The 18,862-nt window shown below is 39.6% G+C and carries 16 protein-coding genes; 12 read left to right on the forward strand and 4 right to left on the reverse strand.

All coding sequences use genetic code 11. From position 1 onward, the window contains the following. Positions 1 to 4 precede the first annotated feature (4 nt). From ispG to der, 5 genes are all read left to right on the forward strand, one after another. The gene (ispG, locus tag ABJE44_RS01345; RefSeq protein ID WP_348112174.1) at positions 5 to 1,123 is read left to right on the forward strand and encodes a flavodoxin-dependent (E)-4-hydroxy-3-methylbut-2-enyl-diphosphate synthase; all 1,119 of its coding nucleotides are present in this window, start codon (positions 5 to 7) and stop codon (positions 1,121 to 1,123) included. Positions 1,124 to 1,245: 122 nt separating this feature from the next. After that, positions 1,246 to 2,526 (forward strand): histidine--tRNA ligase, encoded by a 1,281-nt coding sequence (gene hisS, locus ABJE44_RS01350; protein WP_348112175.1) that lies wholly within the window; start codon positions 1,246 to 1,248, stop codon positions 2,524 to 2,526. Positions 2,527 to 2,609: 83 nt separating this feature from the next. Next, a complete protein-coding gene (locus tag ABJE44_RS01355; protein ID WP_348112176.1) occupies positions 2,610 to 3,233 on the forward strand; it encodes a tetratricopeptide repeat protein in 624 nt (207 codons plus the stop codon). A gap of 10 nt (positions 3,234 to 3,243) precedes the next feature. Then, on the forward strand, positions 3,244 to 4,473 hold the full coding sequence (bamB, locus tag ABJE44_RS01360; protein ID WP_348112177.1) for an outer membrane protein assembly factor BamB: 1,230 nt from the start codon (positions 3,244 to 3,246) through the stop codon (positions 4,471 to 4,473). Between the two features lie 105 nt (positions 4,474 to 4,578). Continuing rightward, positions 4,579 to 6,030, forward strand: coding sequence for a ribosome biogenesis GTPase Der (gene der / locus ABJE44_RS01365; RefSeq protein WP_348112178.1), 1,452 nt, complete (start codon positions 4,579 to 4,581; stop codon positions 6,028 to 6,030). A 104-nt stretch (positions 6,031 to 6,134) separates the two neighbouring features. On the opposite strand, the gene ABJE44_RS01370 is transcribed toward der, so the two are convergent. Together ABJE44_RS01370 and xseA are read right to left on the reverse strand one after the other, a co-directional pair. Continuing rightward, complete coding sequence (locus tag ABJE44_RS01370; protein WP_348112179.1) at positions 6,135 to 8,753, reverse strand: hypothetical protein; 2,619 nt, start codon at positions 8,751 to 8,753, stop codon at positions 6,135 to 6,137. 365 nt (positions 8,754 to 9,118) lie between these two features. Beyond that, complete coding sequence (gene xseA, locus ABJE44_RS01375; protein ID WP_348112180.1) at positions 9,119 to 10,483, reverse strand: exodeoxyribonuclease VII large subunit; 1,365 nt, start codon at positions 10,481 to 10,483, stop codon at positions 9,119 to 9,121. Between the two features lie 196 nt (positions 10,484 to 10,679). Here xseA and guaB point away from each other — a divergent pair, with 196 nt between their 5' ends. The 5 genes from guaB to ABJE44_RS01400 all read left to right on the forward strand — a co-directional run bounded on the left by guaB (position 10,680) and on the right by ABJE44_RS01400 (position 16,062). Next, positions 10,680 to 12,149, forward strand: coding sequence for an IMP dehydrogenase (guaB, locus tag ABJE44_RS01380; RefSeq protein ID WP_348112181.1), 1,470 nt, complete (start codon positions 10,680 to 10,682; stop codon positions 12,147 to 12,149). Between the two features lie 75 nt (positions 12,150 to 12,224). Further along, positions 12,225 to 13,802: a glutamine-hydrolyzing GMP synthase gene (gene guaA / locus ABJE44_RS01385; RefSeq protein WP_348112182.1), complete on the forward strand. Its 1,578-nt coding sequence runs from the start codon at positions 12,225 to 12,227 to the stop codon at positions 13,800 to 13,802. Positions 13,803 to 13,828: 26 nt separating this feature from the next. Beyond that, the gene (locus ABJE44_RS01390; protein WP_348112183.1) at positions 13,829 to 14,287 is read left to right on the forward strand and encodes a GNAT family N-acetyltransferase; all 459 of its coding nucleotides are present in this window, start codon (positions 13,829 to 13,831) and stop codon (positions 14,285 to 14,287) included. Positions 14,288 to 14,308: 21 nt separating this feature from the next. Beyond that, on the forward strand, positions 14,309 to 14,866 hold the full coding sequence (locus ABJE44_RS01395) for a YaeQ family protein (RefSeq protein WP_348112184.1): 558 nt from the start codon (positions 14,309 to 14,311) through the stop codon (positions 14,864 to 14,866). 65 nt (positions 14,867 to 14,931) lie between these two features. Next, entirely contained in the window at positions 14,932 to 16,062 is a 1,131-nt protein-coding gene (locus ABJE44_RS01400) for a 1-acyl-sn-glycerol-3-phosphate acyltransferase (RefSeq protein WP_348112185.1), read from the forward strand. A gap of 49 nt (positions 16,063 to 16,111) precedes the next feature. Here the strand turns inward: ABJE44_RS01400 and ABJE44_RS01405 are convergent, their stop codons facing one another. Continuing rightward, the gene (locus ABJE44_RS01405; RefSeq protein ID WP_348112186.1) at positions 16,112 to 16,354 is read right to left on the reverse strand and encodes a hypothetical protein; all 243 of its coding nucleotides are present in this window, start codon (positions 16,352 to 16,354) and stop codon (positions 16,112 to 16,114) included. Positions 16,355 to 16,554: 200 nt separating this feature from the next. Here ABJE44_RS01405 and tadA point away from each other — a divergent pair, with 200 nt between their 5' ends. Then, the gene (tadA, locus tag ABJE44_RS01410; protein WP_348112187.1) at positions 16,555 to 17,058 is read left to right on the forward strand and encodes a tRNA adenosine(34) deaminase TadA; all 504 of its coding nucleotides are present in this window, start codon (positions 16,555 to 16,557) and stop codon (positions 17,056 to 17,058) included. On the opposite strand, the gene ABJE44_RS01415 is transcribed toward tadA, so the two are convergent. After that, a complete protein-coding gene (locus ABJE44_RS01415; protein ID WP_348112188.1) occupies positions 17,055 to 17,207 on the reverse strand; it encodes a hypothetical protein in 153 nt (50 codons plus the stop codon). The genes tadA and ABJE44_RS01415 overlap by 4 nt on opposite strands. 210 nt (positions 17,208 to 17,417) lie before the next feature. On the opposite strand from ABJE44_RS01415, the gene ABJE44_RS01420 reads away from it, so the two are divergent. Then, positions 17,418 to 18,851 (forward strand): polysaccharide lyase family 7 protein, encoded by a 1,434-nt coding sequence (locus tag ABJE44_RS01420; protein WP_348112189.1) that lies wholly within the window; start codon positions 17,418 to 17,420, stop codon positions 18,849 to 18,851. Positions 18,852 to 18,862: the final 11 nt, after the last annotated feature.

Raw genomic sequence — 18,862 nt, forward strand, 5'->3', positions numbered from 1 at the left:
TATTATGTTTGCAGAATCTCCTATAAAACGTCGTAAATCAAAACGTATCAACGTAGGCAAGGTTCCTATCGGTGATGGTGCACCTATAGCTGTGCAGTCTATGACAAACACTTTAACCACGGATGTTGAAAAGACAGTTGCTCAAATCAATAGAATCCAAGCTGTTGGCGGTGAGATCGTGCGTGTTTCTGTACCCACAATGGATGCAGCCGAAGCGTTTAAGCTAATTAAACAACAAGTTTCAGTGCCACTAATTGCCGATATACACTTTGATTATCGTATTGCGTTAAAGGTTGCAGAGTACGGAGTTGATTGCCTTAGAATCAACCCCGGAAATATCGGCAGTATGGACCGAGTTAGATCTGTGGTTGATTGTGCAAAAGATAAAAATATTCCTATTCGTATTGGTGTGAATGGAGGGTCGTTAGAAAAAGACCTTCAAGAAAAATATGGTGAGCCAACACCTGCTGCATTAGTTGAATCAGCAATGCGCCATGTAGATATACTAGATAAATTAAATTTTGATCAATTTAAAGTGAGTGTTAAGGCATCAGATGTATTTTTAGCGGTGGGCGCATATCGTGAGTTGGCTAAGCAAATAGAGCAACCTTTACACTTAGGGATAACCGAGGCTGGCGGTATTAGAGCTGGAGCGGTAAAAAGCTCTGTTGGCTTGGGAATGTTGTTAGCTGAAGGGATAGGGGACACCATTCGTATTTCTTTGGCGGCAGATCCAGTAGAAGAAATAAAAGTGGGTTTTGATATTTTAAAGTCTTTGAGGATACGGTCTCGTGGAATTAATTTTATTGCTTGTCCGAGTTGTTCTAGACAGGAGTTTGACGTAATAGATACAGTGAACGCTCTTGAAGAGCGCCTTGAAGATTTATTAACGCCTATGGATGTTTCGATAATTGGCTGTGTTGTTAATGGCCCTGGAGAAGCTGAAGTTTCTGATTTAGGTTTAACGGGTGCTCGTAATATGAGCGGTTTTTACTTGGATGGGAAGCGTCAAAAAGAACGTTTAAATAATAGTGATTTAGTCGATCAACTTGAAAGACGAATTCGTGCTAAAGCTAGCCGTATTGAAGAAAAGAGCCAAATAGCGGTTAAACAGCTTAGTTAGCTTTTAATTCAGTGAAAGTCACTATATTTAGACTATTTTTCTGCATCAAAATTTTACGTTTCTGATTAAAGTCCCTATAATGCGGGGCTTTTTTTAATTACTGCTTAAGAGAATACATTTCAGTGTCAAAACAAATACAGGCTATTCGAGGAATGAACGATTGCTTACCCACCGATTCTGGGCTTTGGCAATTTGTTGAGTCTACTATCCGCCAGGTTGTAGCGAGCTATGGCTATAACGAAATTCGCACACCTATTGTAGAAAGTACTGATTTGTTTAAACGATCTATTGGTGAAGTGACCGATATAGTAGAAAAGGAAATGTACACTTTTTCTGACCGTAATGCTGATAGCCTTACATTGCGTCCTGAAGGAACTGCTAGCGTAGTTAGAGCCGGTAATGAACATGGCCTCTTGTATAATCAACAACAGCGTCTTTGGTATTTAGGTCAAATGTTTCGTCATGAACGCCCTCAAAAAGGGCGCTATAGACAATTTCATCAGTTTGGCGTTGAAGTCTTTGGGTTAGCGGGACCTGACATTGACGCAGAAGTGATTCTTCTAAGTGCTAGATTATGGAAAAAATTTGGTATCAGCCAACATGTAACCTTAGAAATTAATTCTTTAGGGTCAACTGAGGCTAGAGCTGCATATAAAGCGCAGCTTGTGTCGTACCTGAACGAGCGAAAAGAGTTGTTAGATGAAGATAGCTTACGCCGTTTAGAGACGAATCCATTAAGGGTTTTAGATAGTAAGAATCCACAGGTACAGGATGCAGTAAAAGATGCACCTAAATTAATAGAGTGCCTTGATGAAGAGTCTGAAAAACATTTTAAAGGTTTGTGTGAACGATTAGACAGCTTTGGTATCCAATATCGAGTTAATCCAGCTCTGGTTCGAGGATTAGACTACTACAACCGTACTGTTTTTGAATGGGTGACAGACAGCTTAGGTTCACAAGGTACTGTATGCGCCGGTGGCCGTTACGACGGTTTAGTTGAACAGTTAGGTGGTAAATCTACACAAGGTGTCGGATTTGCTATGGGCTTAGAGCGTTTGATTTTGATGTTGCAAACATTAGAGTTAGATAAAAATATAGCGCCTTCTGTTGATGTTTATATAACAGCAATGGATGAGTCTGTTGAGTTATATGCCAGACGAGTAGGTGAAGCATTGCGAGATGCCATACCGCAGCTGAAAGTAATGAACCACAATGGTGGTGGTAACTTTAAGAAACAAATGAAGCGAGCTGATAACAGTGGTGCGACATTGGCATTGGTTATTGGTGAAACTGAAAAAGAAACACAGCAAGTAGCGATTAAATATTTACGAGAACAGCAACCTCAACAGTTAGTAAAAAGTGATGAGTTGGCTGGTTTTATGAAAAAGATTTTTACGTACTAATTGTCAAAGTTAGTTTTACAAAATTAACGATTTAATAATAGTGTTATCTTCTTAAGATGACCATGTTGTAAGAGGAATGGGTGATGGAACAATACGAAACAGAAGAACAACAAGTTGAAGCCATTAAACGCTTTTGGAAAGAAAATGGTAGTGCCTTAATTATTGGTGCTGTTCTTGGATTAGGCGGCCTGTATGGCTGGCGTTATTACAATGACTCTCAAATAGCGACTAAAGAACAAGCCTCGACGGCATATGAAACTGCAACAGTAAAACTTGCTCAGGATGAGAAAGGATTTACAGAAGCCAAAGCTTACCTTGATGAACATGCAGGTACAGGGTATGCAACTTTATTGGCTTTGGAAGTTGCACAAAAGGCAGCTGAAAGAGAAGACTTTGCAGAAGCTGCAAAACAACTTGAGTTTGTTGCTAATAATGCAGAGTTATCTACAGTTCAATTTGTGGCTCGACTTCGTTTGGCGAGGATACAGCTTGCTCAAGGTGAGTTTGATTTAGCAATTAGCAGTGCAGACAAAGTCACAGCAGACGCGTTTAAAAGTCAATCTTTAGAGATCAAAGGTGACGCATATTTAGCACAACAATTATTTGATAAAGCGCGAGCTGCCTATAGCTCAGCATTAGAAAATGGTGAGCGAGATCAAGTATTAAAAATGAAGCTGGATAATTTAGCCGTAGCAGCAAATGGGTAAGGTGGTACGAGTGAAGCATTTTATTCTCAGCATTCTGCTAGCTAATGTAGTCTTGCTAAGCGGTTGTACAACTATAGCAAATTGGTTTTATGATGATGAAGAATTAGAAATACGACGTTTAAAACCTATTGAGCAGCAATTTACTCCAACAGTCGTATGGTCTAGAGATTTAGGTAATGGTATTGATGGGTTTTATTCAAAATTACACCCAGCTGTAGCCTATGAAAAGGTATTTGCTGCTAACCGACAAGGTTTAGTGTCAGCTTTTGAGAAAGATACCGGAAAAGAGGTTTGGTCCACAAATTTTGCTATTTTTGAAGATAATAGCTGGACCAGCTTCATCACAAACTTGTGGGATGATGGCACACCAGCAAAAATTGCTGGTGGACTGAGTGTTGCTTATGAAACTGTATTTTTTGGCACTGAAAATGGCGAAGTTATAGCGCTGGATGCTAATACCGGTGAGCAAAAGTGGAAATCAGTTGTAAAAGGAGAAGTCTTAGCTTCACCAGCCGTAGAAGGTGGTGTTGTGGTAGTGAATACCGGCTCAGGTTTTGTGTTTGCATTAGATGCTGGAACGGGTGAAGAAGTCTGGGCTTTTGAGTCTGACGTGCCCCCATTGTCTCTTAGAGGAGTATCCTCACCCGCTGCCGTTAATGGTGGAGCAATAATAGGTACCGCCACCGGCAAGCTTGTTGTTAATATTTTAGAGTCAGGTCAAACCGCTTGGGAGCAAGTCGTCTCTGCCGCAACTGGTGTAACAGAGCTAGAGCGTATTGTTGATATTGACAGTCAGCCCTTAGTTTCAGGTGGGATAATATATGTTATTTCATATGATGGTTCACTTGCTGCTGTTGAATTACGAACTGGCCGTGTAGTTTGGAAACGAGAATATAATTCGTATCGTCGCTTAACCATTGATAGTTCAACTCTATACCTAGTGGACGCCAATAGTACAGTTTATGCATTGGATAGTCGTAATGGCGTTGAAATGTGGAGCCAAAGTGCCCTTAAGAAACGCATACTAACAGGAGCCACTCCAGTCGGGGACTATTTAGTATCGGGGGATGAATACGGCTATTTACATTGGTTCAGTAAAGAAGATGGTAGCTTAGTTGCGCGTCTTGAGGTCGGTGATGATGATGATGATGAAAGTATTTTTCATGCTCCCGTTGAAGCTAATGGTATACTTTATACACAAACACGTGATGGTAAGTTAGTGGCAGTACAAACCCCTTAAAAGTTAACCTTGTCGGAGTGACTCCGATTAAAAACTTAGTAAGTTTTAATGCGGCTTGGAAACATTTATGTTTTCTAAGCCGTTTTTGTCTATAGGAAAAAGTTTATGTTACCCGTTGTTGCTCTTGTTGGCCGCCCTAATGTTGGAAAATCAACCTTGTTTAACCGTCTTACTCGGACTCGTGATGCTTTGGTAGCAGACTTCCCAGGGCTAACCAGAGATAGAAAATATGGCCAAGTTAAGTATGAAGGTCTGCAGTTTATTGTAGTAGACACTGGCGGAATAAGCGGTGATGAACAGGGCATAGACATGGCTATGGCAGAGCAATCATTATTGGCCATTGTCGAAGCAGATATCGTATTGTTTTTGGTAGATGCTCGTACTGGAATGACAGGAGCTGATCAAGGCATTGCAGAGCATTTGAGAAAACAAGATAAACCAGTTTACGTTGTAGCTAACAAAGTTGATGGTATCGATGGCGACAGTGAAAGTGCTGATTTTTTTGCACTTGGTCTAGGTTCGGTGAATCAAATTGCTGCTGCTCATGGGCGTGGTGTTACGCAACTACTGCAACATACACTCGTTCCCATTTCCGATCGTTTTCCAGATATGCATATCCCAGAAGAGGTTGAAGAAGAGCTAACTGAAGAAGATGCAGCTATGCAGTTAGAAAAGCTGCAAGCATTACCTATCAAGCTAGCCATCGTTGGTAAGCCAAATGTGGGCAAGTCGACCCTTACTAATCGGATTTTAGGCGAAGAGCGCGTGGTTGTTTATGACGAGCCTGGTACTACCCGAGATAGTGTTTTTATTCCAATGGAAAGAGATGAGCGCGAGTACATACTCATCGATACGGCAGGTGTAAGAAAAAGGCGCAATATATCTGAAGCTGTAGAGAAGTTTTCGATTGTGAAGACATTACAAGCCATCGAAGAAGCCAACGTGGTCTTATTTGTGGTTGATGCTCAAGAAGGTATTACCGATCAAGATTTGAGTTTATTAGGCTTTATATTAAATGCTGGGCGGTCTTTAGTTGTTGCTGTTAATAAATGGGATGGCTTAGATAAAGATATTAAAGACGAAATTAAACGAGAGCTAGATAGACGTTTAGGTTTTATTGATTTTGCTCGCTTACACTTTATCTCTGCTTTACATGGGACCGGAGTAGGGCACTTATTTGAGTCGGTACAAGAGGCCTATGCCTCAGCGACGAAACGTATTAATACGGCTATGCTGACACGAATAATGGATATGGCACAAGATGATCATCAACCGCCTATGGTACGTGGTCGCCGTGTTAAGTTGAAGTATGCTCATGCTGGTGGTTACAACCCGCCTATTGTGGTTATCCACGGGAACCAACTTAAAGACTTGCCGGATTCATATAAGCGTTACTTGATGAACTACTTTAGAAAGTCATTAAAAGTAATGGGCACGCCTATAAAAATTGAGTTTCGAGATTCAGTTAACCCTTATGAGTCTGATCACAGTCAGCTGAATGACTCTCAAAGACGTAAACGCAGACAATTAATGCGTATGCATAAAAAATCCAAGTAGTGTTAACCACTTGGATTTTGCTGATTTATTTGCAGCTTGAGTATTAAAGTTTACTCTAGACTCAAACTTTTAATCTGTTTATGCCTACCTTCATATTGTGCCTTCTATTCATTAACGTCTAACCTAGAGTAATCTTTCAACGTCTTTTCTAAGGGTAGCTGAGTAACTGATTGCCCAGTTCCTTCAGCTAAAACGGGGGTATCATCTAGTTTAATCCAGTATCGAATGCCGGCACTTATAAATTGAAGAGCATGCTCGGTATAATTAGGATCAATTTGTTTGAGGCGATGATCAAAATAAAACTTATGAGTATGTAATGTGTGTATTCGTTGTTCACCATTGACCTCAGTGGTTGTTAAAAGGTCTAGTTCTCGGTCATTGTAAAGATTACAATCAGCTTGTGGAGAAGGGTCAAACTCTTCCGGGTCACAATACCCTTCTGTACCATAGTATCGTCTTATAGAAAGTATTCCGCTTTCATTAAGCTGCCATAAAATAGATAAAGATGAAATGGATACGATACCCTCATTATCTTCGTACGAATTATTTTGGGTGCCTGTACCATCTTCATTTAAATCTAACCAGAAAAGCGTATCTGGGTCACCTAACACCCCCCAATCTAAAGCATAAATTCCTGGTATATTATCTAAGGTCCATGTAGTCGTTCTTTTTAATTGGTAATCAGTACTGGCGGCTGTATACCCATTGTTTTTTTCGTTAACTAATACTGACGCTAAAAGTGTATTGTTATTTGAAATATCCAATAAGCTAGTTTCGATATAGCCTTCTGAGTACGTGATTAAAAGGTTACCTGAATCATCAATAGACCATGTTGCTTGCGTTTCTTCGAATGTAGTCATACCGTCAAAACCAGTGTTGGGGTAGTTTAATGTAACGCTGCCTCCAATATCAGAGTCTCCTGAAAACACAGCGTAAGCATAAGATGATTGTGCGTCTGTATTGCTTAACTCACTTAAACCTTCGGGTATAGTAATCGTATTATGAAAGTAGGGTAAACTAAGGGCGTATTCGATCCCCATTTCCAGTTGTCCTACAGAGCTTTTAACTGCAGAACTTTTCATTATTAACTTTTGTATTGGTATATCAGTTTCTGTATAAGACTCAAACTCTCCTTCTGGAAATTCAAATAACCAAGTAGAGCTAGTACTAATTAATACTGTATCCGTTAATTCTACTAATATGTTTATGTTCTTGGAAATAATAGAGGAATACACTTCGGTGTAACCTATTTCATCATTTATATAGGTACTACTAGAATAGGTTTCGGGCTCAATATAGGTAATTGTATAGCCAGTTTCAGTTAACTCCCAGGTTAACTCAGTTTCTCCAGAACCAGTATCCCTCCGCTCGTAGAATATTTCTTTGCCAGTATGATCATCGTTAAGGACAAGTTGCTGACCCTGACTAGTACTACTCGACACAACGAAAAAATAATAGGTGTCTACTACATTGGATTCATTAATACTGGAGTCAATTAGTGAATCATCTTCTAAAATTAAGCTTTGTGCTGCAGCATATTCTTCTGCGTAGCTTTCCTCAATGTAACTTATATAGGGAGTAATCGTATCTTGATCCTTTAATAACGCAAAGGTGTCAGTAACTGTATCCGGTAAGGTTAAGTCTGGGTTTTCCGAAGCGTAATCAATTACTAACTTAATCGCAGTAGCAAAAGGTAAGATTAAGTTACCGTCTAAGTTAGTTTGTGCGGCTTCAAGTGCTTCTAATGTGAAGATTTCACCGTCGACTGCCAATTCCAAAGAGGCTGCAACAGCGGTACTGACATTGGTAATGTTAGTATTGAATAGCTCATCACTGGTTAGGGTCGCATCGTTTCCTGCTCCCTCTAAAATGGATGATAATATGCCAAAGTATGAAACGAGTTTTATGATGCTATTTGCGTCACTACCAGTCGCCGTAGCTTTTACTATGCTATCTATGTATGAGTCATCGACACTTACATCAATTGAATAAGCACCGTTTTCATCTGCTTGAGTAGTGAAGCTTTGTTCGCCAACTTCAAGCAAGACATTTGCATTGGCGATAGGGCCATCAGTGACTACACCAGCAATGGTGACATCAAGCATCTTGGCTGTAATATCTACGGTTGCATTGGTAGATGCTGTTAAGCCATCGTTGTCAGTAACTGTTATTTGAAATCCAAGTGTTTGGTCTTCAGTTACCTCAGGTGCCGTAAAGGATGCAGAGGCCGAACTAGCGTCGTTTAATGTCACTGAGTCACCGGATGTCTGCGTCCATTCATAGGTTTGAATACTGCCGTCAGTATCGGTAGCCGTTGCCGAAAGCGTTACAACGGAGCTTTCTTCTGCAGATTGGTTGTCAGCAAATACGGTTGGAGCAACAAAGGCAATGACGCTTACGGTTACATCAGCAGAGGCTGTTAAACCGCCATCATCTGTTACTGTGATTTGAAACCCAAGAGTTTGGTCATTTGTTATCTCTGGTGCGGTAAAACTAGCAGATGCGGTGTCGGCGTTATTCAAAGTTACTGAGTCACCAGATGTTTGAATCCACTCATAATTTTGTATAGTGCCATCTGTATCAGTAGCAGTAGAAGATAGCGTTACTTCTGATGTTTCAACTGCAGAAACATTACTCACACTAATAGTGGGAGCTATATTATTAATCACAGGACTTTTAGAAGAGTCTCCAGAATCATTGCCACACCCAGTAAATATAAACATTACTGAGCTGAGTTTAAGTATCAAATTGAATTTTTGTGGGAGTGTAAATATGTTCTTAAGTGCTCTTGTTTTTGTACAAGTGTTTGGCGAGGGGCTGTATTCCATGGTGGTACCTTTTTCTGTCCAATGATTGGCCTATCTTAAATATCGTCTTAACCCTTTAGTGTGCGTTGGCTTATAGAAATATATTTTATGCATCAAGGGTTAAATGCTCGAGAACTTATCAATAGGTGTTTGTGAGTTTGTTTCTAAACATACTCATAACAAGGAAGTGTTTTTAACTTAAAAAGACTCTCATACTTTTATGAAATTACTAAAAAAATATGAGTTAGGGGGGCTAGGGCGTCAAATGTGGGTGAGCAATATTAATTGGGTTTATCATCCATGGATTTTACTGTTACAACTCTACTCATCACTTCCCCATCAACAAAGCGACTTGTAATTTCATCACCTGATTGTAATTCCGCGACACTATTTACTATTTGCCTCTGTTTAAAGCTAATACTATAGCCCCGTGATAGGGTCGCTAAAGGGCTTACAGTTTCTAACAGGTGACTATTGTTAGCTAGCAATTGTCGTTTATTTTTTACAAGGGCCTGACAGCTCTTATTTAAACTTACTCTTAATTCAATAAGATCTCTTAATTGCCTTTGAATTTGTTTAGCAGGTGATAACAGCATAAGTCGCTCGTTGATATGTTGTTGGCGTTGTTTAGTTTGGGCGAATTGTTGCTCAAAAGTTTGCTGTAATCTGCTTTGCAACTGGTCTACAAACTGACTTTTTTGTTCGAGTTGTTTTTGTGGATGATTTTGCAGTAAAGCCTTAATGGCTATTTGTTGACGATGCTTTTGTACTTGGTGTTGCTTTTCATAGCCCTTAATTAGCTGATTATGTAAAGACGTTATTTTTTCATAAAGAGCCGATTGATCATCACTAACTAATTCTGCCGCTGCTGAAGGTGTTGCGGCTCTTACGTCTGCGACAAAGTCGGCAATGCTTACATCTACTTCATGACCTACTGCACTGACTATAGGTAGCTTTGAAGCATATATAACTCGTGCTAATTGCTCATCGTTAAAGCACCATAAATCTTCTAAAGAGCCTCCACCTCGGCCTACAATTAATACATCTACTTCTTGTCGTTGGTTGGCAGTTTTAATGGCTGCACAAATAGTAGTAACGGCAGCATTACCTTGCACTTGGGTTGGGTAGATGACGACTTGTATTGAAGGGTTTCGTCGCTTTAACACTGTGAGTATATCGTGCAAGGCCGCACCAGTTGCTGAGGTAACTACTCCAACGGTTCTAACTATCTTGGGTATTACTTGTTTGGCTTCATGAGCGAATAGGCCTTGTTGAGACAGTTTGCTTTTTAGCTGTTCAAACTGTTGTTTTAATTGGCCTTCTCCTTCAGGCTCGATATGTTCCACAATGAGTTGGTAATCGCCCCGAGGTTCATATAATCCAATGTTAGCCTTAACTAAAACTTTGTCGCCTTCTTTAGGTTTTTGTTGTGCTCGCCTATTTGCTCCTTTAAACATAGCAGCTTTTACTTGGCTTCTACTGTCTTTCAAAGTGAAATACCAATGGCCAGAGCTCGCTGCTACAAAATTGGATACTTCAGCAGATAACCAAACTAGCCCTATTTCGTTTTCTAAAACAGTGCGGGCTAAACGATTTAAATGACTTACAGTGAGTATCGTTTTTGAAGTGGGCTGAGACTGAAACATGGATCACAAAATTTACAACTTAACAGATGCTGATAGTGTACCTGATCTGTCTCTGAGGGCATATTGTTAATTCTAGCAAGCTTGCCCCTGCAATATGTTAAATAACTATTGTTTTCAGTGATAATCCTCTAGACGAAACCATGCAAAGCCGCTAGAATTGCGCCGCAATTAAAACCCTATTTAAAGGTGATGTTGCATGTTACGGATCGCTAAAGAGGCGCTAACGTTTGATGACGTTTTATTGGTGCCTGGCCACTCTACTGTTTTACCCCATACCGCAGATCTTAAAACTAGATTGACGCGCGGTGTTAGTTTAAATATCCCTCTAATTTCTGCAGCGATGGACACTGTGTCAGAAGCTCGCTTGGCTATTGCTTTGGCGCAAGAAGGCGGTATTGGTTTTATTCATAAAAATATGGCTCCTGAGCAACAAGCAGAGCACGTACGTATTGTAAAAAAATACGAAAGCGGCGTGGTATCGGATCCTGTTACTGTTTTGCCTACGGCGACGATTGGCGAAATTAATGCCTTGAGTAAACAACACGGCTTTTCAGGATTTCCTGTAGTAGATGAAGACAACAAATTAATCGGTATTGTTACTGGTCGAGATTTACGTTTCGAAAATAATTTAGAACAACCTATTTCTAGTGTTATGACCAAAAAAGATGACTTGGTAACAGTAAAAGAAGGGGCGCCTTCTGAGCAAGTTCTCGATTTAATGCATCAGTCGCGGATTGAAAAAATTCTAGTCGTAGATGATGCCTTTAAATTAAAAGGCATGATTACCGTAAAAGATTTCCAAAAAGCAGAAAGTAAACCCAATGCTTGTAAAGATGAATTGGGACGCTTGCGTGTTGGCGCTGCTGTTAGTGTCGGCCCTGGTACAGACGAGCGTATTCAATTATTGATTGAAGCAGGCGTTGATGTGTTGTTGATTGATACTTCCCATGGTCACTCTCAAGGTGTCATTGATCGCGTTAAAAAAGTACGTACTGATTATCCAGATGTTCAGTTGATTGCAGGTAATGTTGCTACTGGAGAAGGTGCTAAAGCCCTTGCTGATGCAGGAGTTGATGGTGTAAAAGTTGGAATTGGTCCTGGTTCAATTTGTACTACCCGTATTGTAACTGGTTGTGGTGTACCACAAATTACAGCTGTCTCTGATGCAGTCGAAGCTTTGAAAGATACTGGCGTTCCTGTTATTGCTGATGGTGGTATTCGTTTCTCTGGTGATATTGCAAAAGCTTTAGTTGCTGGAGCAAGTAGTGTGATGGTGGGGAGTATGTTGGCGGGTACTGAAGAAGCGCCTGGTGAAGTCGAGCTTTATCAAGGTCGCTATTATAAGTCTTACCGTGGCATGGGCTCATTAGGTGCTATGGATCAAAATAATGGTTCGTCAGATCGCTACTTCCAAGATTCTAAAAGTGCAGAAAAGTTAGTGCCAGAAGGTATCGAAGGTCGTGTTGCCTATAAAGGGCCCATTGCAAACATTATTCATCAACAGATGGGCGGCTTACGATCTGCCATGGGATTGACCGGCTCAGCAACAATAGAAGAACTTCGCACTAAACCCCAGTTTGTAAAAGTGACTGCTGCGGGAATGGGTGAGTCACATGTTCACGATGTAAGTATCACAAAAGAAGCCCCTAATTACCGTTTAGGTTAAGTTTTAGTTTGTTCCAATCAGCGCCTTATCAAAATGTAGGGCGTTCACATTTCATTTTAATAAAAGAGTAAACAGATGAGTTTAGATATCCATGACCAACGTATTTTGATCTTAGATTTTGGATCTCAATATACGCAATTGATTGCCCGTCGAGTAAGAGAAATTGGCGTATATTGTGAGCTTTGGGCGTGGGACGTTAGCGAAGAACAAATAAAAGAGTTTAACCCTAATGGAATTATCTTATCTGGAGGCCCTGAATCTGTTCATGCAGATAACTCACCTCGAGCACCTGAATATGTCTTTAATGCTGGGGTACCTGTTTTAGGTATTTGTTATGGTATGCAGACTATGGCTGAACAACTAGGCGGTAAAGTTCAAAGCTCTAATTTAAAAGAATTTGGCTATGCACAGGTTGAAGTCGTTGGCGAAATGGCGCTATTTAAAGATATCGAAGATCATTTATCTGAGAACGGTAACTCCTTACTTGATGTGTGGATGAGCCATGGTGATAAGGTAAGCGAAGCTCCAGTTGGTTTTGAAACAACGGCGAAAACAGACTCTTGCCCCTTTGCAGCTTTTGCAAATGAAGATAAAAAATTCTACGGTATCCAATTTCACCCAGAAGTTACCCATACTCGCCAGGGTCAACGGATGTTATCGCAGTTTGTTCTAGATATTTGCGGTTGTGAAAAACTTTGGACTCCAGCAGCGATTATTGAAGATGCGGTGGCCAAAATGAAGAAGCAAGTTGGTGAAGACCAAGTGATTTTGGGCTTGTCCGGTGGTGTGGACTCTTCTGTAGTGGCAATGTTACTGCATCGCGCGATTGGTAAAAATCTAACCTGTGTATTTGTTGATAACGGTTTACTGCGGTTAAATGAAGGCCAACAGGTTATGGATATGTTTGGCGATCACTTCGGATTAAATATTCGTAAGATTGAAGCTGAAGATAGATTTTTAGAAGCCCTTGCAGGTGAAGCTGAACCAGAAGCAAAACGTAAAATTATCGGCCGTGTTTTTGTTGAAGTGTTTGATGAAGAGTCTAAAAAGTTAGTTGATGCCAAATGGTTAGCTCAAGGCACTATTTATCCTGATGTCATTGAGTCTGCGGCTTCTGCAACGGGTAAAGCTCATGTCATTAAGTCTCATCATAATGTAGGTGGTCTGCCAGATGATATGAAAATGGGGCTAGTAGAGCCATTACGTGAATTGTTTAAAGATGAAGTACGTAAAATCGGTTTAGAACTAGGTTTACCCTATGACATGCTTTATCGCCATCCATTCCCAGGACCTGGTTTAGGTGTACGAGTGTTAGGCGAAGTGAAGAAAGAATATTGTGATTTGTTACGCAGAGCTGATGCAATTTTCATTGATGAGCTGCATGAAGCTGATTTATATCAAAAGGTTAGCCAAGCCTTTACAGTATTCTTGCCTGTAAAATCTGTTGGTGTTATGGGTGATGCTCGAAAATATGATTGGGTTGTATCATTACGAGCAGTAGAAACTATCGACTTTATGACAGCCCATTGGGCTCATTTACCCTATGACTTTTTAGGAAAAGTGTCTAACAGGATCATTAATGAAATAGATGGAATTTCAAGAGTTGTATATGACATCTCTGGGAAACCACCCGCAACTATTGAGTGGGAATAAATAGCTAAAAGAGGGCAGAGCACTTAATGAGTGAAATAAAAATAAGACCAGCCATTATATCTGAACTACCTACTTTACAAGAGTTTGAGCAAGGCATAATTGCAACTGAACGACCTTTTAATGAGTGCCTTAAACCTGAAGGCATTCATTATTATGATATTGGTGCACTTATAGAGAGTGATAATTCAATTGTAATGGTTGCTGAAGATGAAGCAAAAATTGTTGGCTCAGGCTATGCGCGCATTCGTGACTCCAAGCCACATTTAATCCATGAACAGCACGTTTATTTTGGGTTTATGTACGTAATTGAGTCTCACCGAGGACAGGGCGTTAATCAACGTATTATGCAAGCACTTATTCAGTGGGGTAAAAACTTAGGTTTTGAGGATTTCTATCTAGAAGCCTATGCTAAAAATACACCGGCATTAACCGCCTACGAAAAAATGGGTTTTAAGCCGTCTTTAATAGAAATGAAACTTTCCTAACCTACACCGAGTAAATACTCTATGGCGCTGAAGCCAACTATATATAAATTTAATATTTCAATTTCTGACTTTAATCATGACTTTTATGATGCAGTCAACCTTACTATTGCCTTACATCCTTCAGAAACCCATGAGCGAATGATGGCTAGAGTGTTAGCCTATTGCTTAAATTTGTATAAAGACTCCGCTAGTTTAATGACGTTTACTAAAGGTTTAAGTGCGATTGAAGAGCCTGATATTTGGATTAAAGAATTGGATGATCAAATATCACTTTGGGTAGATGTGGGTGAGCCAAGCTTTGATAGAATTAAAAAAAGCTGTCGTTTGGCTAAACAAAGTTACGTATATAGTTTTAACAGTAAGTCGGCAGTTTGGTGGAAGCAAATTCAACCACAGTTTCAAGCTTTGCCTGTCACAGTAATTTCTTTTAATTGGGATACTATCCAAAGCCTTAGCAAATCTATTTCAAGAACAATGGAGTTTTCGGTTTCAATAAATGATGACTCAGCATTCTTCGCAACCCAAGATACTCAGCACGAAGTAACGTGGGCAGTTCTGCAAGATAACTCAAACAATTAATAACGAATTTAACTTAAATTGGCCACTAGGTGCTCGCTTCTTTTAAGTAGGAACCCATACTCACAATGCTAGAAAAATTTGACTCAATACGTCCATTTGATAATGCAGACTTAGCAATTGAATTACCTAAACTATTCAATAATCGAGAGTTTGTAGCAAGCTTAGTCGCGTTCAAATTTGCTACTTGGCCAAAGTTTACTTGGCCTTTGTTAGGTGTTTGCACCCGTTTCTACATTAATAAGCAAGCTAAAAAAATTAAGACTTTAAGCGAGTTTCAGAGCTTAATTGGCCCTTACATGGATAAAATGATAGCCACAACCACCGAGTCGGTAACAATTACTGGTTTAGATGAACTTGATGTATCTAAACCTTGCTTGTTTGTGAGTAATCATAGAGATATTGCGTTGGACCCTGCGTTTGTAAATTGGGCTTTGCATGTTAATGGTCAAGATACAGTAAGAATTGCTGTGGGAGATAATCTACTTAAAAAGCCTTGGGTCGCAGATTTAATTCGTTTAAATAAGTGCTTTATTGTCAAGCGTCAAGCTACTGACAGGCGAGAAAAATTAAAAGCTGCAAAACTATTGAGCGAATATATTGAGTTTACTTTACATTCTGAGCGGCAACATGTTTGGATTGCTCAGCGAGAGGGGAGGGCTAAGGACGGTAAAGATTTAACTAATCCTGCTATTATTTCTATGTTGTCGATTAATAAACCAAAAACCAAAACTTTCTCTGAATATGTGAATGAGTTACGGATCGTACCTGTGTCCATCTCCTATGAATTTGACCCCTGTGATATCAGTAAAGCAAAAGAATTACATCAGTTAGAAATAGAAGGGGCTTACGATAAGCCTGATGACGAAGACGTGCACAGTATTGTGACTGGTATAACGGGGAGAAAAGGTAGAGTTAATTTACATTTTTCTGAAGTCATAAGTGGCGAGTATGAAAATGCAAAAGATGTCGCTGCATTTTTAGATAAGACAATATTAGAAAATTATAAGCCCTTTGCTACAGGGCCTGTTGCTGCCAGCATGCTGGATAATTTGGATATTGATTTAACAGATAAATATCATCAAGTGGCGAAACAATACTTAGAAGATAGGCTAGAAAACCTGAATCATGCTGAAAAATCTAAGCTCTTAAGTATGTATGCCGCAGCTTATAAACAACAGTTAAGCCATGATTTGTGATGAATTAAAAGATTAAGTGAGTGCCGTGCTGTCCTCACTTAATTAACTATCATGCTACCTTGTCTTTTTTTAAATCATCAAACTGACGGTTTAAATCATATTTTTCATCGGTGACAATTTTTTCTAAGGTTTCAATGCGTTCACGCATGGTTGCAATATCTCGTTGAAGTTCATCCGTTGCTGCAGCTTGTTTAGAATTGCTTTTGTCTTTCTTTTTGCCTTTAGGCCCGTTTACTAACTCAACGATTGCCCAACAAACAATAGCTACAATAATGATTGCGGTTAGATTCATTTTCTATTTCCTTTTTCTTGTCACGATTTTTAAAAAGTTTATGCTTATACGCTTAACATAGCAAATTATTGACCAGATTTGAAAGTTGTTATTTATCAAATAGTTAGCGATTTTAAATGTTTATGATTTCTAGTGTTTGGCTAAATTAACTAAAATTATGATGAAACTTACTAAAATATAATGAAAAGATTAAATGTACCATGAATACTGAAGAAGATACGAAGTGGATGCGTCATGCTTTAACACTTGCTAACAATGCTCAGTCACAAGGAGAAATTCCAGTAGGAGCTGTTTTAGTAAAAGATAATAGAGTGATAGGAGAGGGATGGAACCAGTCCATAACCTTGCACGACCCTTCAGCTCATGCCGAAATGATCGCTATTCGAGAAGCAGGGAAAGCCTTAGAAAATTATAGATTAATTAATAGTACTTTATACGTCACGCTCGAACCTTGCTCCATGTGTGCAGGAATGTTGGTTCATAGTCGAATTACACGTGTCGTTTTTGGCGCGAGTGATTTTAAAACGGGTTCAGCAGGGAGTATAATGAACTTGCTAAACGATGAACGTTTGAATCACCAAATTGATGTGACTCGGGGAGTGTTAGAGAATGAGTGCGGGGCCATGTTATCTAATTTTTTTCGAATGCGAAGAGCAGAAAAAAAGAAATTGAAGCAGCAACAGAAGCTCTCCAATCTCGATTAATAGTATTGAGTTAACTCGTCAACGGTTTCTAATATTTGAAAGTGTTGTCTGCGAAGTGTTACTTTTTGTTGTACGCGTTTTAATAGCTGTCGTCTTCTACTATTGCTTGCTAACTTTTGCCGACCTTGTACGGAATTACGTTTTTTCATGATTTTCTTCTATTTAATAATGGATGTTCAATTGTTTTAGTCGCGAATGCATTTGAATAGTTCAACTTCATTAGCTTCTAACTTATAGATAACCTAAAGGAACAATGTTACGAAAATGTGACATATTTTGCAGGCAATGTAATATAATTTCAGACTAAGCTGCTCAAGTTGTTTGGGTAATAAGTGTCGGTTGTCTATTTGGGTGGTGCTATGTCTAGATTGTTTGTACGTTATAAGTTTATAGGATTGTGTCTTGTTTTAGGAATGACTGCTTGCGGTGGTTCTAGTTCTAATGGCGTTAATAATGAAGAGGTGGTGGTGACGCCCGAACCTGAAGAGCCGGAAGAAAGTTCAGGTGAATGTATTAATCAACTTTATGACATTGTTCTAGCCACTGATGATGGAAGCTCCGATCCCTCATACCTACCAGACAACACCGTTGATAACCTTACGACTCCTGATTCAAGATGGTCTTCTGAAGGAACAGGCAAAGAGTTGTTATTGGATATGGGAAGCACAAATACCGTAGGTTCACTAAAAATTAAATGGCATGACGGTGCTGAGCGACAAGCTAGTTTTGAAGTTGAAACCTCAGTTGATAACATTATTTGGGAACCCGTACTCGATGATGGTATCTCAAGTGGCAAGCACAGTGGATTTGAGCTGGTAAATCTTACAGAAAGTGAAGCTCGTTATATAAAAATTATAGGTTTAGGTAATTCCGAGAATGACTGGAACAGTATAGTAGAAGTTGAAGCTCATAGCTGTGAAGGGGCAGATGGTCAGATTGTTGCTGCGTTTCCAAACGAATTAGGCATTGAGCTTATTGATTGGTATTTAAGTGTACCCACCGATGACGATGATAGCGGAACTTCTGATTCTATATCCGAAACTGATCTAGCTGCAGGTTATACCAATTCTGAATATTTCTACGCCTCTGCCGATGGCGGAATAGTCATGCGTTCACCTAGCTATGGCTTCAAAACATCAACTAATACTAATTATGTTCGGGTTGAGCTTCGTGAAATGCTAAGAAGAGGCAATACTTCTATCAGCACTCAGGGCGTGAATAAGAATAACTGGGTGTTTGGAAGCGTATCTAATTCGGCACAAGCTGATGCTGGTGGTGTTGACGGTGAGCTTAATGTTACTTTGGCGGTTAATAATGTCACTACAACTGGTGAGGATTACCAAATTGGTAGATTAGTCATTGGCCAGATCCATGCTAATGATGATGAGCCGATTAGGTTGTATTACAGAAAGTTGCCAGGAAACGATAAAGGCTCCATTTATTTTGCTCACGAACCAAGAGTTAGTGGTTCTGATGAAGCTTATGTAGAGATGATTGGCAGTAGAAGTAATAGCGCTTCAAACCCGAGTGATGGTATCTCATTAGATGAGTTGTTTAGTTATAAAATCAATGTTGTTGCTAACTTGTTGACAGTCACTATTAGCCGCGAGGGGAAAGAAGACGTAGTATCAAGCCTTGATATGAGCAATAGTTTATTTGATGAAGATGATCAGTATCAATATTTTAAAGTGGGTGTATATCATCTAAATAACTCAAGTAATACAGATGAGTATGCCCAAGCTACCTTTTACGAAATCCGCAATAGCCATACTGGTTACGCTGACAGTGAATAGATTCCCCTTTA

This window comes from Paraglaciecola sp. (assembly GCF_039942875.1).
Classification (GTDB): Bacteria; Pseudomonadota; Gammaproteobacteria; order Enterobacterales; family Alteromonadaceae; genus Paraglaciecola.

Bases quoted from the DNA above. Each gene is read 5' to 3' on its own strand.
- ispG (WP_348112174.1), top strand. From the start codon at position 5: ATGTTTGCAGAATCTCCTATAAAACGTCGTAAATCAAAACGTATCAAC.
- ABJE44_RS01355 (WP_348112176.1), top strand. From the start codon at position 2,610: ATGGAACAATACGAAACAGAAGAACAACAAGTTGAAGCCATTAAACGC.
- der (WP_348112178.1), top strand. From the start codon at position 4,579: ATGTTACCCGTTGTTGCTCTTGTTGGCCGCCCTAATGTTGGAAAATCA.
- ABJE44_RS01370 (WP_348112179.1), bottom strand. From the start codon at position 8,753: ATGTTTATATTTACTGGGTGTGGCAATGATTCTGGAGACTCTTCTAAA.
- xseA (WP_348112180.1), bottom strand. From the start codon at position 10,483: ATGTTTCAGTCTCAGCCCACTTCAAAAACGATACTCACTGTAAGTCAT.
- guaB (WP_348112181.1), top strand. From the start codon at position 10,680: ATGTTACGGATCGCTAAAGAGGCGCTAACGTTTGATGACGTTTTATTG.
- guaA (WP_348112182.1), top strand. From the start codon at position 12,225: ATGAGTTTAGATATCCATGACCAACGTATTTTGATCTTAGATTTTGGA.
- ABJE44_RS01390 (WP_348112183.1), top strand. From the start codon at position 13,829: ATGAGTGAAATAAAAATAAGACCAGCCATTATATCTGAACTACCTACT.
- ABJE44_RS01395 (WP_348112184.1), top strand. From the start codon at position 14,309: ATGGCGCTGAAGCCAACTATATATAAATTTAATATTTCAATTTCTGAC.
- ABJE44_RS01400 (WP_348112185.1), top strand. From the start codon at position 14,932: ATGCTAGAAAAATTTGACTCAATACGTCCATTTGATAATGCAGACTTA.
- ABJE44_RS01405 (WP_348112186.1), bottom strand. From the start codon at position 16,354: ATGAATCTAACCGCAATCATTATTGTAGCTATTGTTTGTTGGGCAATC.
- tadA (WP_348112187.1), top strand. From the start codon at position 16,555: ATGAATACTGAAGAAGATACGAAGTGGATGCGTCATGCTTTAACACTT.
- ABJE44_RS01415 (WP_348112188.1), bottom strand. From the start codon at position 17,207: ATGAAAAAACGTAATTCCGTACAAGGTCGGCAAAAGTTAGCAAGCAAT.
- ABJE44_RS01420 (WP_348112189.1), top strand. From the start codon at position 17,418: ATGTCTAGATTGTTTGTACGTTATAAGTTTATAGGATTGTGTCTTGTT.